Origin of the sequence: Paraburkholderia solitsugae, from assembly GCF_013177695.1 — a bacterium.
GTDB lineage: Bacteria > Pseudomonadota > Gammaproteobacteria > Burkholderiales > Burkholderiaceae > Paraburkholderia > Paraburkholderia solitsugae.
This window is the reverse complement of record NZ_WOEY01000015.1, coordinates 57,328-73,904: the sequence shown is the minus strand read 5'-3', so window position 1 is coordinate 73,904 and position 16,577 is coordinate 57,328. Positions and strand designations below refer to the sequence as shown.

The window sequence follows — 16,577 nt, the reverse complement described above, 5'->3', positions numbered from 1 at the left end:
TGACGCCACAACGAAATTGTCACTGCACCCTGGGTAAACGACAGCGTCGGAGAGCGGCGCTTACATCATCTGGCACGCGAAGCATTCTCGCGCTGCCTGGCGGTGGTCAATGCGGGAGCAATCGGTATGCCGCGTTCGGCACGCGCTAGGATCTGCTTTTGAGCGACTCCGCTGATCGGGTGAAATGCTGCATCAGTTTTGCTTTTACGTCGGAGTCAAATTCAAGCGCGTTGATGGCCTTCTCCATGCATATCAGCCATGCTTTGATTTCAGTGAAGCCCATCTGTAAGTGTTCATGCATGGCCCGCAGGTTTGCATGTCCCATCCGCTCCGCGTAGTACTGGGGGCCGCCAAAGAAGCCCGACAGAAATTCAAACTGCGCCAGGCGGACGTGGTTTATTCCGAACCCTTTGAGATGAAGAGCGTGAACGATCGCTCCGTCTGGATCCGTTTCGATGATGTCGTAAAATTTTTCGACGAGCCGTTCAAGCGCCTGCTCGCCGCCGATCATCTGATAAACAGTTGGACGTTGCGCTTCCATTGTGCCGGTGCCCCTACACAGGTTGCATTGCCAGCCTGAGCCGGTTTGACGCCTCAAGCGCCTCACCCACGAGACGTTCGATCACCTCGGCCGCCGACGTGCCCGCGTTCACGAGCGCGGCTGACTCTCCAGCAAAGAGCGCCATCTTCTCGAGGTCGCCCACCGTGCTGCGCAGTGGCGAATCGGTGCTGAACTTGTAGATGGGCCGTCCATCGTCATGCGCAATCACTTCGCGCGGCAGCATGTCTGGATGATTGCCGAACAAATGCTCCGCCGCTTCCTGAGTCACGCTATTTGCCAGTACACGGACAGGAGAATGCGGCGGCCAGTTGATCGCGAAGAGGTCGGTGTACACCGTGTCTCCAGTCCGGGCATCGAGAATGCGCTGCTTGTGATAAGCATGCGCAAACGACTCATGCGTGGCCAGAAAAAGGGTGCCGCAATGAATGCCCGAGGCGCCAAGGGCGAGGGCAGCAATCAACCCTCCTCCGGTCGCAAACCCGCCCGATGCCACCACCGGGACGCTGACATGCCGCACGACCTCCGGTAGCAACGTCAGAACGCCGGTACGTCCGCGGACGTGGCCGCCGGCCTCGATACCCTGAGCGATGATGACATCCGCGCCGGCCTTCGCGGCGGCGAGCGCGTCTTCAACGGAGCCAACCTGATACAGCACAATCGCCCCGGCGTCCTTGGCTCGCCGTATCGCTTCGGGTACCACGTCCCAGAAAAAGCACAGCGCCGGCACGCGTGCTGCGAGGCACGCGTCAAGCTCTGCAGCAAAGAGCCCGGATTCTGTCGCGGATGGGATGAGATTGACGCCGAACGGCCGATCCGTCACGGCCCGCACCGCGGCGATTTCGCGTTCGATCAATTCGGGCGGTTCGCGAACCATGCCGAGCAGGCCAAACCCACCCGCTTTCGAAACGGCCGCAGCAAGTTCGGCGCGTGCTGGCCCGCCCATCCCAGCCGAGATAATTGGATGCCGGCAACCCAGCGCCAAGGTCAGTTCAGTAGCAAACGGGGCAGCGTTTGTAGTCATGGCAACCGCCTTGTTGCAAGTAGAAGGGTATCTTCTGCGCGAGGCACATCAGCCGCGTCGCATCGACCCTCGATGATAATCCCCTTCAGAACGAATGCCGCATCCCCACGCGCACATCGGCCTGAGTCGTTGTCGTGGACGGTGTGAAGCTGTAGCCGATCACCGCGTTCACACCGCTCGACGCCTTCAGGTAGTCCCCTGACACATACACGTCGGTACGCTTAGACAGCAGATAATGCAGCCCCAGCGTGCCCTGGTTCCAGTGATGGCCTTCGAACGACGTGTACTGATAGCCGCCGATCGCGCTGAACGCCGGTGTCACCTGCCAGATCGCGCCACCCTCTCCCACTTGCATGTGCGATGAATTGCCGAATGCCTTGATCGTCGTGTACGTGTAGTTACCGTTCAGCGTGACCGTGCCGATCGCGTAGCTCGCACCCACACCGAAGGTGCCCTGCTTGTCCACCGGGAACGAGGTGCTCGAATAGAGATCGGTGATTGCGCCCGTCGCCGGATCGACGCTGGTCGTCGGCCGGCCGAGGAACATGCTCGTGCCTATCATCGCGTACGGATCGAACGCGTAGATGCCGAACGGATTGTTCAACTGTGTATAGGCAGCGCCCATCGTGAACGCGCCGTGCGCATAGTGCGCGCCCACGCTGTAGGCGCTGTTCTGATGGAAATTGCCCGCCTGATTGCCGAATGAATACATGCCGCCGAACATGAAGCCGCCAAACTCATTCGAAAGGAACTTCACAGAATTGGGCAAACGGTCGCCATTGAAGCGGTCGAAATCGCCCTGGTGAATCGCGTAGCCACTACCCCATGCCGAGATGTTGTACGAGAACACCATTTCCTCGGTCATATCGAGCTGATTGCCGAACGACAAGGTGCCCCACGAATTCGCCAGCCCGACATAGGCCTGACGACCGAACTCCGCACCGTTGAAGCCGAGCGTACCGTTACCCAGGTGGAATCCGTTTTCGAGCGTGAACACCGCGGACAAACCGCCGCCGAGATCTTCGGTGCCCTTGATGCCCCAGCGATTGCCGTAGGACACGCCGTCGTCGAACTTGACGACGTGCGAGCCGCCAGTATTGTTCACGTAGGTGATACCGGCGTCGATGATCCCGTACAGCGTCACGCTGCTTTGGGCCTGGCTGGTCACGGGGGCGCTCGCGAACGCGAGCGCTACGCCAGACAGTGCTACGGCATTCAGTCTTTTCATTGTCAGGTTCTCTCTTGCCTTGCTGGAGTCTTGCCGGATAGATAGCGAGTTTTGCGCGCTGCCACGCGCAACCCGTCGGATACTGTGTGGCTAGAGCGGCCTTAATGAAGCAGCCGTCTCACACTGGCCAAACAGGACGACATCAGCGTCACACGCGAGAAATGCATGGGCAAGAGAGATGGCCGGGCGCTACAAGCCCCTGACTCGACAATTACGATGAAGCATAGAGTGATCGCATCGAGATGCGACAACGGAAGAAAATGCGTACGCGTTTTGGGAAGGCGTGGTGGTTCGAGGCCTGGCGGCCATTTGACGTAGTCGCCGGGCTTCGTGCGCAGTCGTGCATTGAGCTGCGCCTACCTCTTCCCTACGTCAGCGAGTACCCCTTTGTTGCGGAGGGGGTAGTCCTTCTTCTACCCCTTCATGGCGCGCTTCATGTCGCCTTTTTTGTTGTCTTTTTTCACACCCGGATGTTCATCGACCACATCGCTATGAGGTCGCGTCCATCAGAGCCATAACTTGCGCCAGAGACCGGGGGCCGTCACCGCTGCTCTCACACCTGAAAAACTCCAATAACACACGTTCGTGCTCGTAGAGCCAGTGAAGCACAGCTTTATCGGAGTCCGTCGCGTTTTCCGCCAGGAGGCGGTATCGCGCCACGTACGGAGGCAACTCCCTTGCAAAGGCCACTACGAATTCCAGCCAGCTCATAACGCAGTACGCCTCAGCGCGCTCAATACCCTCTTGCCGCTTGCGATCCGGTTCGTCCGTGGACATCCCCCATCGAGCAAGCAACGTCTTTAGCCTGGCTCGCGTCTCGCTTTCGAGACGCGCAAGCACCATCAGCTTCTCGCGCTCTCCCGCAAACGGCCCGTGCTCTGCCAGCTTCAGGAATACTGTCTCCCCCCAAATCTCGTCGTGATATGCGGCAAGAACACTTGCTTTGGTTTCCTTCGAATATTCAATCGTATGAGGGACGTGATCTCCGCAATCGTGATCAATGCTCATTCGGCATCCTCTGACCGTTAGTTTTTCTGCCCGGATCGGTTCGCTCGCCATCGTCACATCGCATCTAAACCGTAACTCTCCAAAGTCGATCGCACACCATCGGATAGGCCGAACGTTAGACTGAAAAAGTATCGCTGGGGTGGCCCACCGGAAGTGGCCATGCCAGCGAGTCATTCGAATTCCCGGTCGACCGACTGTACCAGCGGCAGTATTGACTTCCAACAATACCTAACGTGAGGTATTGCACTGGAGTCGCCGCTAAGGTTGAATGTCAAGCACACACACTTTCCGTTGGCCTTCGCAATTGTGCGGAGCACGGGCAGTCGAGCTTTCGTGCATGCGAATCCGTTTTTGTAAAACCGCAAGGAATGATGGAACGAGATAGTATAAGGTGCGGCATTTCGGACAACTTCGACACATTCGTACTACTTGACGACTGCGAAGCCACCGCTGAGAAGCCATATAGCCGTCTATATACCGGCTACGTGCGGGAAATCGTTTGTACCGGCTGTAATCAAATAGACAAGGTTGTCGCTGAGGTTGAGGATGAAATTCGCCGCGGCCTGCATGCGATTGTTGTCGCCGACTACGAGTTTGGTGCTCAACTGCAACTGCAAGGTGCGCACGAAGGGAAAGCACGGTTCCTTGTATTCGAGCAATGCACCCGGTTATGTAAAGACCAGGTGGACCGATGGCTTTGCCAGAAGGATGGAGGAGCCGCCACGCCATCGCTGGCAAGCGTGACCGGTATCACGCCGTCGGTCAGCGCTCCCGAGTTTGCCGATGCGATCCATTCCATACACGAATCACTCCACGCTGGCGACGCCTACCAGATCAATTTTACCTATCGGCTTGAATTCGACATCATCGGTCATCCTATTGGTCTGTATCGTCGCCTCCGCTCGCGTCAACCCGTGCGCTACGGTGCGTTGATCTCCTTGCCGACAGGAGAATGGGTGCTCTCCTGTTCGCCCGAACTCTTCGCCAGCAAGGGTGGACCGCTTGTGCGCTGTCGCCCGATGAAGGGAACTGCACCCCGGTCGTCAGATCTGGATGTCGATCGTGGGGCAGCCCATTTTCTCTCCACTGACCCGAAGAACCGGGCAGAGAACGTAATGATCGTCGACCTCCTGCGGAATGATCTTTCGCGCATCGCCGAGATTGGTACAGTCCGGACACCAGAGTTATTCACGATCGAGGAATACCCATCCGTATGGCAGATGACCTCCACGGTCGAAGCGACCATCCGCCGCGACTGCTCTTTCGCCGATATCTTGCGCGCGCTGTTTCCTTGTGGTTCGATCACTGGCGCCCCGAAGCACATGAGCATGCAGTTGATCAAGAAGCTCGAGAACACGCCGCGCGGAATATACACCGGGGCAATCGGCTGGTTAGAAGCTCCCCCTCTATCAGATGAAGATAGGGTTGTGTCCGCCTGTGGAGATTTCTGTCTTTCGGTAGCAATTCGCACGGTCACGGTCTCAGCCCCAAGTCCATCGAACACGCGCAGAGGGCGCTTAGGCGTCGGCGGTGGAATCGTACTCGATAGTCACGCCAAAGATGAACACGCAGAGACGTTGCTCAAGGCGAGCTTCCTGACTGAAACCGAGCCAATGGCTTGGGTAAGCGGAAACCGCTCGAGCAGTCCGTCATCGATCATCGCTTGTGCCCCCTTGCCCGCTTCCTCGTCGGGTTGAAAAATAAGGCGGCCCGTTCCGTTCAGGTCCTCGCGCTGTTTCAACAACTTTTCCGCGCCCACGACCATCGCCATATGGCCATCATGTCCACAGGCGTGCATGGTTCCCGGTAGCAAAGAGATGTGCGGACGACAGCTTGCCGATTCGGTAATAGGAAGGGCGTCCAGTTCGGCACATAGCGCAATGCCCCCCTGGAGCCGAAGCGAAGATTTCCGACGATCCCCGTCCCACCGATTCCGCTATGAACCTCGATCCCCATCTCACGTAGTGTTTCAGCAATGTATTCAGAGGTTCTAATGTTCATTAAAGCCTCTCTGGATACTTGTGAAGATGCCTTCGCCAAGCTGTGAGATTCGATTGCGGTGGGGTCGATTCTGCCCCCATGCTTCCTATTCCTCGTTCTGATTGAACTGCCATGCACAGTGGACCGCCGGTGGTCGATAGGCGCGGGCCGCGAAAGCGTTCTCTTGTGTTTGTCGCGCTAGCCGATCGCTTTAAGCGCATTAGCGAGATCCGCGATGAGGTCGCCGGGGTCTTCCAATCCAACATTGACTCGTACCAGGCGTCCCGCGTAGTCTTTTCCCGGTCTCTCCAGATTCGGATACACCAGTGCAAGGCTTGTCGTTCCCCCCAGCTCATGCCAATCTTGAAGAGCCTGAGACCTTCGACGAAGCTTGCAACTTGTTCGGCACTGACATCATCCGAGAAATGGATGGAAAAGACACTGGAGGAGCCCGTGAAATCGCGCTTCCAAAACTCGTGGCCTGGGCAAGAAGGCAACGCAGGATGCAGCACCGTCTCGATCACCGGTTGACTCTGCAACCACCGAACGACGACTAACGTTGACGCCTCCAGCCGAGCCAGTCGCACGCCTAGCGTCTGCAACCCACGCAGGGCTAGCCCGCATGTGGCGTCTGTTGCCGACAGACCTGTAGCGCGCGCCCGTAGAATCGCCACGTGTCGACAGGCTTCTCGACAAAACAGTCTCCCTGAGTCAGCGATCCGACGTCATGTTCGGTCATACCGGCAGGCAGTAGCGAAGTCCACAGGCCGCCGTTGCCGCGAAAGTCCGGCAGGCCGGAATCCACACTCATACCTGCGCCCGCCGCGATAACGATGGCATCGGCGCCGCGGATCAACTTCGCAGCGCGGACAGCCCACGACATTCAAATCGTTTCGGACACGATTTGACTATACGAGGCACCACACTATCAGCTTACTAACAGGAAGGATCTCGACAGTATGCGAAACCTTGATCTACATGCAGTGGAATTCAGTGGACACTCCGGCAATCGAGTCGTGCGATCTGATGACGTAGCGCTGCGCGTTGGGCCTGCGTTTGTAGGGCTTTAGCGAACCCGAGGTCGACGCGTGGGTGCCTAGTCTACCGGTACTGGATGTTTTAATATCCTGCGAGATCGCTCGCTAGCGGGACTGCGATGGCGTAGGCATGATAATCCATCTGGTCAAGTCCTCGCCTCGAGTGTCAGGGTCATTCTGCTAGAACTGCGTAGGTGCCAATGAAACCATTTGTGCTTCAGTAAGTACAGCGCGCACCGAAGCGGTATTGTTTTCCGGCGACGAGAGCCGCTTGCCTACCGTCCGATCCGGACTCTGGGCGATGGCAGGAAGCCGTCCCGCCGAAGCAGCGCTTCATGCACTGACTCACCCCATCATCATTCCGCGACGCCTCGCGTCATTTTCACGGTGGCGGCGTCGCGACGCTCGTTTGTCTCTTGCTGCTTCTCGATTTTGCAAGATCACAAAAAACGAGATGCGGGCCATTCTGGATCGGGAGTCAGCGTACGACTTGGATGATCGCAGACCTCCGTTGGGTCCGAGGCATAGCTGCACGAATGCCCGCCCTGGTTGACGACTCACAGGAGAAGATCGATTCGCAAAGATCCGCTAGCGGGATCGGCGCGAGAGTTCGAACAGCAGTAGTTATACTCGCGCCGACGCCTGAAGAAGGCCGGTTACCACCCCACCCACATCAAGGGCCACAACCTCGGGCTTAGGATCGGCCCGATTTGGCGCTCGTGATCCGTCATACTTTGCATGTTCCCGTTGAACCCTTAAGACCGGTCACCAATGCAAGCCCGCGGACCAGTCCTTGTACTGACAAACCTTCGGTTTTAGTGAGATGGACCCAGACGCTTACCTCTGAGGAGGAAGGATTTGACCCCATCTCGTCAGGACGAGCTTGCTTTCATGCCCTGTTCAGTCAACATGTTGACCAAATCCGCCGCTTGCGTCCGCCACATGTTCCGATCGAATAAGCTCCGCTTCGGTCTTTCGAGGGGCGCTTCTCTGAAGCAACCCCACCCCTCGATCTTTTAGCCTGCCGCTCCCCTGAGCGGCAGGTTCTTTTTTGTGGACATCTTCTTTACCAGGCGGTATGGATGTCGTCGGAGACTACTCGAGTGGAAGTTCGCGAAGCTCTGGAGATACTGTTGCTCAGGAAGCGGGATGGTCAGGCCGACACTCGCTCTGATTCGTTAGCGATTGCGACTGCCGTCCACGGACATGGACGAAAGACGATCGGTTTCAGTGGGAGAATCGCACGACGCTTTCGAGGAAAGCATGCAGCTACCGAACGTAGACAATTTCATCAAAGACCAGCAGCACGGCGTCACGTACAATATTTGCGCCTATCGCAAACTTTCAAGTCAAGAGATGACGCGCGCGATGCAAGTCTTCATTCAGCAACAGGGTGAGCGTCAACCGAAACCAGGAACAGTCGTCAAGATCTTTTCCCTGGTTGGTCTTGGTGACCACTAGTCGTCGTGAAGCTTCAGACGCCAATAGACGGGCGTCGGATATGTCCGCAATCGCGCGCCACGCGGCCGATTGTGCCACGACCTGTGGAGATGCCTCGCCTAAGCCGTGTCGACGACGCCGTCTAATCGAACATTGACAGCAGATCGGCGATGTTCGTGTTAGGCAATCGCTTGGCAAGCATGTCCCAGAAGATCACATCGCGCATCGCGCTGGCATCTTCGGCCGTCTTCCACTCGCGAGCACCGACGATCGAATCGGCCGTTTCGCGAGCCGCGGAAACAATTGTCTGAATGTCTTGTTTGTGCATGAACCCGTTAACGGTCGCGCGCAGAGGTTATTTAGGTTCACGCGCAATCGTTTGCTAAAAATTTTTTACCCCCCGCGCGCGCCGCCTGCAACCATGCCGGCGCGGCAAACGAGCTGAACATCGCGCGTCAAATAACACAAGCGTTCCCGTGCGTACGGGGGGACGGGGGGACGGGAAACGTCTTTCGTGAGGATCCGGGCAAATCGGAAACGACCACCTGCTGAACGGCAGCAGACCACATACGTCCAAAAAGCCGCCATTCGACGGCTGGCGTGGCTGACGAGTATTGAGCAATCAGGAAGGCGATCGACTCGTTCAAAGCCTGCGGCCCGAACGACGCCGAGTCCCACGAACCCTGATTGTTGGATTCCGGCGTGATGGCAAAGTCGAGTCGGCTCGCGCCGTATCGCATTGCGCTAACGAGCAGATGCACCGTATCCCAGGACGTATCGTGATGCAGTGCCTTCGAAACCGGCACAAGGCCGCTGCCCTACGGCGTAGACGGGCGACGATACGCGTGGCACGCATTTGCAATGCACATATCCTGAGCAGCCGAGCGAAATTCTACCTCTTCCGGTGTGTCGCACCGAATTGAGGCGGTTATCGGAAAACTTCTGTCCGAGAAGACCAAGCCGTTGGACGCCGCCCCACACATGGCCTGAGGCACCTACATTCCCGGCGTCGGCGGTGGCGCTTTGTGACAGCGTGCGACACGGCATTAGCGAACGCACTAGGTTGAGTCAACATAGCCCCAAACTGTATTGCTTACGAGATATTTCTGCCGTAATGGTCAATTCACCGATATTGACGAGAAATTATCGGTCACCACATATAGATTTATAAAAAAGATGCGCTATACATTCCGTCTCAATTTGTTGAGATATGCACTGGACATTCGATATCTTGCCAGTTCGCGGGGTAAAATCATAAGCTCGTCAATGCAGCCCTCCATCTCACTACTCAGTGTCCTCAACAGCCAATGTGTTGGCTGATTCGGCCATTAAATACTGACAAGCGAATCATATGTATAGCATGCTCATATAAGAAAAAGACAGAGTCTTGGAGAGAAGACTTTGCAGACCACACATTTCCGGGGAAAACTGAATGGATTTGGTACATACTCTGCCGCGCAGCGCGCGGCAAAGTGCCGTGCCGATGCAAACGAACGCGTTGACTTGCGTCGATATCGCGCTGTTCAATGGGTTTGCACTGCCTACGGTCGCAGCAATCATCGAGATCTTCCAGAAGGCAAACTCGCTCGTCGCCGCGCAGCGATCTGGTCGTGCGCGCTACGACGTCTCGCTGCTTTCCGCCGCGGGCGGGCGCATCGCCAGTTCGTCTTCGGTATTTGTTTGGACAGACGACGTCCAGTCGCACCGAGGCACGAACGAGACACATCTATTGTTCATTGCCGGCGGTGCGGGCGTACAGCAGGCGTGCCGCGACGAGCGGTTGGGGAACTGGCTGCGCCGCAGGCATCCGTTCAGCGAGATCGTGCATCCGATCGCGGAAGGCCAGTTGCTGCTGCAAGCAGCCGGGCTGCCCAGTCGCTACTGTCCGCTTCTCTATGGCGGTATTGAAGCGCACGGTCTGCGTCCAGCGCGGTCGCTGACAGAAGCGCCGGGCGCCGTATCAACGGCGCTGCGCATCGTCGAAGAGGATCTCGGCGCCGATCTGGCACAGCAGGTTGCAGAGTCGATTGCCCCGCAACCCAACACACCGTTCAGCTCGTCGATCCCGCTTGGCACGGCGCCGCAGATCAGCGAGAAGATCCTGGCGTCGGCGCGCTGGCTGGAAGCGAACGTCGATCGTCCCATCTCGATCGACGATGCGGCGCATGTCGCGGCGATGAGCGAACGCAACTTCCTGCGCCGGTTCAAGAACGAGATCGGTATGACACCCTCCGACTATCTACTTCGCGCACGATTAAACATGAGTTGTCGGATGCTTATTGAATCGCGTTTGCCAGTCGACAAGATCGCGCGCCGCTGTGGTATCAGCAGCGGCGGGCAGTTGTCGAAGCTCTTCAGGAAATATCTGGCGACGACACCGACGGACTATCGGATGCGCAACGAAGTGGCACTGTAGAAGGCCTCAAGCACAGGTGCCGCATCAACGACACGAGTCCAATCCGGGCGGCACCGCCGCCATGGCTGCCAGCGGCATCGAACAGGCAGCGCCAGACGTGCTCAATATCGATCCGGGTGACAGCGAAGCTGCGCTCATACCCGGCATCATCGAAGGCAGGAGCGTCCCACTGCCCTTTCTTCCCATTCCATACTGACTCAGCAACGCACTGCTCTGCGACGACATCTCGCTGCTCAGAGCACTGAAATTCGAAACGAGTTTGCTTGCCGAGCAGACCCAAGCCCGACATTTGTCGCCGGCCCTCACCCTCCCAACCAACTCGTCGAGCGACAAACTTTCCTATGTCATGGCGCTCGCCTGGCGAGGGACGATATCACCGGGCCACCTACCAACATTAGCGCTGCGCTTATCTATGCGCAGAACCGACTTATCGAGGAAGTCGCCCGTTTGAAAAGAAGGGCCGCGCGTGGATAGCGCCCGCCCGCTTTACGGAGCGCAACGCTTGACTATATCGGCCAATATTGTGGTTCATTCAGCCGCGCTTTCATTGCCCGGGTACGGTTTCGGTAACATCAAAACCGGTCAAATCGTTCCTCAATTCCGAAGGCCGATTGTCCTCAGCGGCCGGCGTCCGACGGCAACGTTCGAATGAGCGGCTTTCAATTTCAGATGGTCCAGGTGGGTTAACGTACCGGGTGAACGGGAAGTTATGGGTGAGTTTATTCCAGAGTATCTGCTCCGCGAACAGGCGGCCGTGGGTGCGCTCGTGTTATTCGGCGTTCTGCGCATTGTCGCCGCTGCTGTCGCTTTCGAGAAAGGCTGGCGCACGTCGGTCATGCAAGCTTATTGCATTGTGATCGCGGTGTTCTACTGCCTGCCTCAGCTATTCGATCTGTCCACGCACCTGTATGGAATGAGGGCCGCTGCTGCGGCCGCGGAGTTCGAGGGTAAGGCAGCGGGGTCTGCAATTGCACTCTTTTTCGCGCCCATTCTGAGTCACAGGCTCGGCTACGAATAGTTGGTTTTAACGTGTCAAGCCCTTGCTGTTCCGTTCGCAGATCTTCGCGGCTGAATCGCAAAGACCATCGTTATCCAATCCAGACCATCGCGACACGAAGCCTCAAATACCCTCCAGGCTTATTAGAGCGATTTCGTGTTGGACAAAGGCTCTTTAGCGAGCGGCCGGCCCTGCTCCGTTGGGAACCTGAAGCGGTCCGGCGGCCCGATTTTCTGCTTCCGTACGTGAAAACTATTGCGTTGTGGTTCCCGTGCCACCGGTGCCACCCGTTCCACCGGTGGCTCCACTGCCGTTGCCCCCGCCGGAGATCGGCGCTGCCGCCCCCGCCGCTGTCGCAGCGGCTGTCAACGAAGCTGCCGGCTGACCATTCGCGGTAATCGCGCCAGCAGTCAGCAAAGTGTCCAGATCCGCATCCGCGCCGGCCTGCCCTGGCGTGAACGAAACCGTCAAGAACGAAGATGACGAAAGCGTGATCCCGTACCGGGTCTTGATCAACTGGACAACGGCCGCCTGTGCGTTCGCGATTACCGTGCTATTCGACAGCGCGTTCTGATAAGTCGCGTTCGAAGTGATCCCAGCGAGCAACCCGCTAACGGTCGTGCCCAATTGCCCAGCCAAGTACTCCAACAACAATTCCGTCAGCGGCGTCACGTTGTACGTACCCGCGCCGGCCGCAAGCGAGTGAATCGTGGTGGAGCCGCCGGTCGCCGTAATCGTGCAAGGACCGTCAAACGCGAACGTCGCCGAGTACGCGCCGTTGGAATTAGCCGTCGCGCTGCCTGAACCGTTCTTACACGTCAGCGTGATACTTGCATTAGCCAGTGCCGCGCCAACAGCGGCCGTACCGCTCACCGTTGCACCCGGCGAACTGCCGCTACTGCTACCGCCACCGCACGCAACCAGCGCACTGGTCGCAAGCACTATCGATCCGAACTGCAGCGTGCGCAGCGTGGCGCCGTTAAGAAGCTTCATCGCCTATCTCCAAAGAAAGTCATTCACAATTGACCGGCACCAACGCCCGTCCATCGCTTACACCCTGAAAGCCGCTTCCGCAGACGCCATGTGAGAGCGCGGCGCCTGTCGATGCAGCAGGCACACTCACTTGCGGCTTAGGCTTCGTTCCGTCACTACCAGGCCGCCCGTAGCGCAGATACGCATCTCGCATCCGGTAAAGCTGGGTCGAGAAGTACTCGCCGCTAAAGCGGCCCTGATTCAGCAGGTACTGCTGCGTGCTATACGGGAAGGTCATGTTCTCGTCCGCATTGGTCGACAGATAATTCGTCGATCCCACCCGCGTGCGGAAGTCGAGCCCGAACTGCTCCGAGCCGTACACCTGACTGATCCCAGGCTTCATGCCCTGACGCAACGTCAGCGGGAAACTGACTGCGGCGCCCACAAACGTGCCCTGTCCGCTATGCTCGCCATGCACGCTCACCGATACGTCGTCGAACCAGCGCGTCAGCGTCGCTTCCGGCCCCTTGTCCCCGCCAACAAAGCGCGCCACGCCCGCTTCGATCCACAACTTCCAGGACGGCTGCACCCAGCGGTAAGTCAGCTCGGCATTCTTCTCACTCGGCAATTCGTCATGACCCGGTTCATGGTGCAGATAGGCGAGCCGCAAGCGGATCAGATCGGGGCGCCCCGGCACAAACATCGTTGTTTCGTTTTGCACGCCGACATACGAGTAATCGAACTTGCCGATCGACGTCACGTTGAACACTTGCGGGATGATCCAGAAGCTTTGCGCCAATGCGACTGCATTCAGCCCGCCGCGCAAGCGGTAATCGCTAAACACGCGGCCTTCGTCCATGTTCTTCGTGTTGTAGATCGGCGCGATATAGCTCGCGTAGAACTCCGCGCCACGCCACAGCGGCACGAACCCTTGAATGTTGGCGCCGAGCGAGATGTCGAAGTTGCCGTACTCGGTGCCGTAGAGGTAACTGACGATCGGTGCGATCTGAATCCGCGTCAGCCCATGCGTGTGCTCGTTGCCATGCCACGCGATCGAATCCGCGTCGTACGTCGGACGCGTGCGCATCGTCAGTGAGGCACTTGCGGCCGTCGGCGCGCCGCCCTCAACGAACTGCGCAAATGCATCTCGATCGACAATGACTTCGCCTAACGGCTCATTAGCCTTCTTGATGACTACGTGAATCTTGTCGGTGCCATGCGGCGCATTCACGCTCGCCACACCAAGCACAATGCCAAGTGCGTCAGCTTCGTTCTGGTTGTAGCGATGGTTCTCGTACTCGACCACCAGATCGCGACCGCTCATCCCGACACGCACACGCTCGAGCCCGGCGGCAAAGAGTTGCGCGGCGATTTCGTCGAGCGCGGACGTATCCAGCGCTTCAGGAATGGCGGGAGACGGCGCGTCCGACGCTTTGGGCGCCGTCACGTCACTCAGCATCACGGACGCATACGACTGCAGCGGCGGCACATACGTAATCGGCGCGGCGGCCAGCGCGTTGTCGTTAGCGGTGGCAGCACGCATGTCCACCGGTTGCAGGCTGGCGAGGCGGATCGGGCCGTCATCGCCGGCATCCGCGCTCTGGGCGACCGGCACTTGCGGGCCTTCGCACAACCCATCTGCACAACGCGTACTGCTGAAGCGCTTACCCAGCGGAATCTGAATGCCAACCGAGAACGACGTGCGTGGCGACACCCCATCTGTCGAACGGATCGACCGCGTGAACGTGCCGATCACGTTCGCATCGGCTAGCCAGCTAATCCGCGGCGACTGATAGCGCACGCCGGCATACGGCGTTTTCGAATCGTCTTCTGCGAGCAGCGACAACCCTGTGTTCCACAGCGAAACTTGCGCACCACCGAACACGCCGTCGAGGCGATCGCCCTGTCCGTAACCGGCAGTCAACGTCACCGGCCCAAACGCTTGCGACACCACGCCGTACTTCGAGCGGAAGAAATGCGTCTGGCCGCCAATGTCGGTTACACCAAATGCAATGCTCGGCTGATACTTAAAGAACTTCGGCACTTCGAGCTTGACGTCACCCATCAGGTGGCGAAACAGGAAGTGGTCGGCGTCGCTGAATGGCGCCGGGACATTCGCCGGGTAATTGGCGAGTCCACCAGACAACTCCACATAAGGCAGCAAACCCACTGCGCCCCAGTACATCTGCGAACCCGTTGCCTGCTTTCCGTAGTGCGGGTCAATGTAATTGTTGTACTGCGCTTCCACGGTCCCTTCGGGCAGTGCAAACGCATACGGAATCACCAAACCACCCGCCTGCCCGAGCGCATTGAGCGCAGGGTCAGCCGCTTGCGCCGAAGCGGAGAACGCTAAAGCTGCAGCAAGCGCCAGCGCACTCGGCGCCGATCGGGGCTGTTGTCCGCGTAATTTCATGGCCATGTGTATTTCTAATTGTTTGTATCAGTTCGCGTTGCTGTGGACCAACCTGTCGCGATCGCAGCGATTATCAGCCTCTCTTGATGTTTGATACTCGACATATCCGTCACAGCCCACGCGCTGCTACGTCACGCCCACATCCAGTTCAGTCGCCATGTGTTGAATCTCGCTAATTCTGGACGATGCGTGTCTTTTCATGTCACGCGCTTTCACAAGACCCCACGGCTGGATCGCATTATAAAAATCCCCCCATGGTATCATGGCGATACCTGCCACCATATCAATTAAGCATACCGAATCAATTACAACTATCTCATTATTTTATTTCAAGGAAATCTGACAATTTACTACGCACAAAAAATTGCCGATTTGGCGTTGATCAGCAAAGAGTATCGAACTACCTCACGCAGCGGCTTCCACGACTCGCTACAACGCAGAGTAAAGTCTATTTAGATTGCAGTGCATCATATCCATATTGCTGCATGGCGGAATGCCGCTGACGGAAAAAGCTAACATGTTGGCGGAATACTCCATTTTTTGAATCTATGCGGGAGGATCGGATATGATTATTCAAGATTGGATCTATGCCTTGCTCTCAGCCTGCGGAATGGCAACGAATGCCCAATTCGGACAAAATATTAACTATCACCGCCATTTGCGCGCCGCGCCATTCTTACCGCTCGATACTAGCGACTGGCCGATTCGAGGGGTCATCTCGGTCCGACGACACCCCTCGATTCTTTTTGCCCGCCGACACCTCGTCCGGCGGGCTTCTTTTTATTTCCTTGCGCTCACGTACGCGATCGCGAGCGCTTCAAGCTACCCCTGCCCACTCTCTCATAGCAGATGATCTCGCTACAATCGGTCGACGGCCAAGCCATGCGGCAGAGCGTGGCCGCCCCGTACCACCGTTTCCGGCCTGCTCGGCCACATTAATACGCCGTTGGTCAGAGCAACGGTTAGGATGCTCGGCCGCCCCGGTTCTTCGGCCGCGATCGTTGTCGCATATTCGTGCGCCGTTTCGGCATCGCCGGCTTCTACTGCGGCCCGAAATGCCTCGAGTTGGGCATTGAGTCGGACGTCCCCCTCAATGTTCGCAAGGTTCGCCTCGATGAGGTCGATCGCTTCCCGATATTTGCCTTGACCACGCAGCGCGGCCGACTCCTGGATGAGTTCATTCTCCGTCATCGATCATTCCCCCGCTTACCAACCCCGTTACCAATTAATCCCGCGCCTGTGAGTCCTGTGCGCTACCAGTACGCTTCAACCCTTTGCGGTATTCGTGTCATTCCTTGACGACCCGCGCCAGGAGTTCGCCGTGCCGTCCGTCGAAGTGGGCACCGTCACCGGTCCACAGGCCTCTAACGCTATTGTCAGTTCCAGTGCGCGCCAATTCCAACGCCTGACCACACACGTATTTCGCGAGGCGTGTTGTCCGCCCCCGTCCGACATCTCGAAGGATCAAAACAAGCGCTCATGTATTGAACCGGTGGGAGACAC

General features: G+C 57.7%; 15 protein-coding genes and 1 pseudogene. 5 read left to right on the top strand and 11 right to left on the bottom strand.

Translation table 11 applies throughout. The features are described from left to right. Positions 1-145: 145 nt before the first annotated feature. The 4 genes from GNZ12_RS03385 to GNZ12_RS03370 form a co-directional block, all read right to left on the bottom strand. Complete coding sequence (locus tag GNZ12_RS03385; RefSeq protein ID WP_172308998.1) at positions 146-541, bottom strand: group II truncated hemoglobin; 396 nt, start codon at positions 539-541, stop codon at positions 146-148. Positions 542-554: 13 nt separating this feature from the next. Next, the gene (locus tag GNZ12_RS03380; protein WP_172308997.1) at positions 555-1,583 is read right to left on the bottom strand and encodes an NAD(P)H-dependent flavin oxidoreductase; all 1,029 of its coding nucleotides are present in this window, start codon (positions 1,581-1,583) and stop codon (positions 555-557) included. A gap of 85 nt (positions 1,584-1,668) precedes the next feature. After that, entirely contained in the window at positions 1,669-2,811 is a 1,143-nt protein-coding gene (locus GNZ12_RS03375) for a porin (RefSeq protein ID WP_172308996.1), read from the bottom strand. Positions 2,812-3,300: 489 nt separating this feature from the next. After that, on the bottom strand, positions 3,301-3,819 hold the full coding sequence (locus tag GNZ12_RS03370; protein WP_172308995.1) for a hypothetical protein: 519 nt from the start codon (positions 3,817-3,819) through the stop codon (positions 3,301-3,303). A 368-nt stretch (positions 3,820-4,187) separates the two neighbouring features. Here GNZ12_RS03370 and GNZ12_RS03365 point away from each other — a divergent pair. Then, positions 4,188-5,393, top strand: a pseudogene (locus GNZ12_RS03365) (chorismate-binding protein); the annotation flags it as partial. Here GNZ12_RS03365 and GNZ12_RS44115 read toward each other — a convergent pair. The 3 genes from GNZ12_RS44115 to GNZ12_RS03355 all read right to left on the bottom strand — a co-directional run bounded on the left by GNZ12_RS44115 (position 5,369) and on the right by GNZ12_RS03355 (position 6,682). Beyond that, entirely contained in the window at positions 5,369-5,638 is a 270-nt protein-coding gene (locus tag GNZ12_RS44115) for a M20/M25/M40 family metallo-hydrolase (RefSeq protein ID WP_328805943.1), read from the bottom strand. The pseudogene GNZ12_RS03365 and the gene GNZ12_RS44115 sit on opposite strands and share 25 nt — an antisense overlap. 181 nt (positions 5,639-5,819) lie before the next feature. Then, positions 5,820-6,473, bottom strand: coding sequence for a PLP-dependent transferase (locus tag GNZ12_RS03360; RefSeq protein WP_328805941.1), 654 nt, complete (start codon positions 6,471-6,473; stop codon positions 5,820-5,822). Then, a complete protein-coding gene (locus GNZ12_RS03355) occupies positions 6,413-6,682 on the bottom strand; it encodes a Sir2 family NAD-dependent protein deacetylase (protein ID WP_235993571.1) in 270 nt (89 codons plus the stop codon). The genes GNZ12_RS03360 and GNZ12_RS03355 overlap by 61 nt, the downstream gene beginning before the upstream one ends. 1,417 nt (positions 6,683-8,099) lie before the next feature. On the opposite strand from GNZ12_RS03355, the gene GNZ12_RS03350 reads away from it, so the two are divergent. Beyond that, entirely contained in the window at positions 8,100-8,297 is a 198-nt protein-coding gene (locus tag GNZ12_RS03350; RefSeq protein ID WP_172308993.1) for a hypothetical protein, read from the top strand. Between the two features lie 121 nt (positions 8,298-8,418). Here GNZ12_RS03350 and GNZ12_RS03345 read toward each other — a convergent pair whose 3' ends face one another. Continuing rightward, a complete protein-coding gene (locus tag GNZ12_RS03345) occupies positions 8,419-8,604 on the bottom strand; it encodes a hypothetical protein (protein WP_120298521.1) in 186 nt (61 codons plus the stop codon). Positions 8,605-9,708: 1,104 nt separating this feature from the next. Between GNZ12_RS03345 and GNZ12_RS03340 the strand changes: the two genes are divergently transcribed. The 3 genes from GNZ12_RS03340 (at position 9,709) to GNZ12_RS03330 (ending at position 11,710) form a co-directional block, all read left to right on the top strand. Next, positions 9,709-10,692 (top strand): GlxA family transcriptional regulator, encoded by a 984-nt coding sequence (locus tag GNZ12_RS03340; RefSeq protein WP_172308992.1) that lies wholly within the window; start codon positions 9,709-9,711, stop codon positions 10,690-10,692. A gap of 16 nt (positions 10,693-10,708) precedes the next feature. Next, positions 10,709-10,888, top strand: coding sequence for a hypothetical protein (locus tag GNZ12_RS03335; protein WP_172308991.1), 180 nt, complete (start codon positions 10,709-10,711; stop codon positions 10,886-10,888). Positions 10,889-11,401: 513 nt separating this feature from the next. Next, positions 11,402-11,710 (top strand): hypothetical protein, encoded by a 309-nt coding sequence (locus GNZ12_RS03330; RefSeq protein WP_172308990.1) that lies wholly within the window; start codon positions 11,402-11,404, stop codon positions 11,708-11,710. Positions 11,711-11,941: 231 nt separating this feature from the next. Here GNZ12_RS03330 and GNZ12_RS03325 read toward each other — a convergent pair whose 3' ends face one another. The 3 genes from GNZ12_RS03325 to GNZ12_RS03315 all read right to left on the bottom strand — a co-directional run bounded on the left by GNZ12_RS03325 (position 11,942) and on the right by GNZ12_RS03315 (position 16,265). Continuing rightward, entirely contained in the window at positions 11,942-12,682 is a 741-nt protein-coding gene (locus tag GNZ12_RS03325) for a carboxypeptidase regulatory-like domain-containing protein (RefSeq protein WP_172308989.1), read from the bottom strand. 19 nt (positions 12,683-12,701) lie between these two features. Further along, entirely contained in the window at positions 12,702-15,080 is a 2,379-nt protein-coding gene (locus tag GNZ12_RS03320) for a YjbH domain-containing protein (protein ID WP_172308988.1), read from the bottom strand. An 852-nt stretch (positions 15,081-15,932) separates the two neighbouring features. Further along, positions 15,933-16,265, bottom strand: coding sequence for a hypothetical protein (locus GNZ12_RS03315; protein WP_172308987.1), 333 nt, complete (start codon positions 16,263-16,265; stop codon positions 15,933-15,935). Positions 16,266-16,577: the final 312 nt, after the last annotated feature.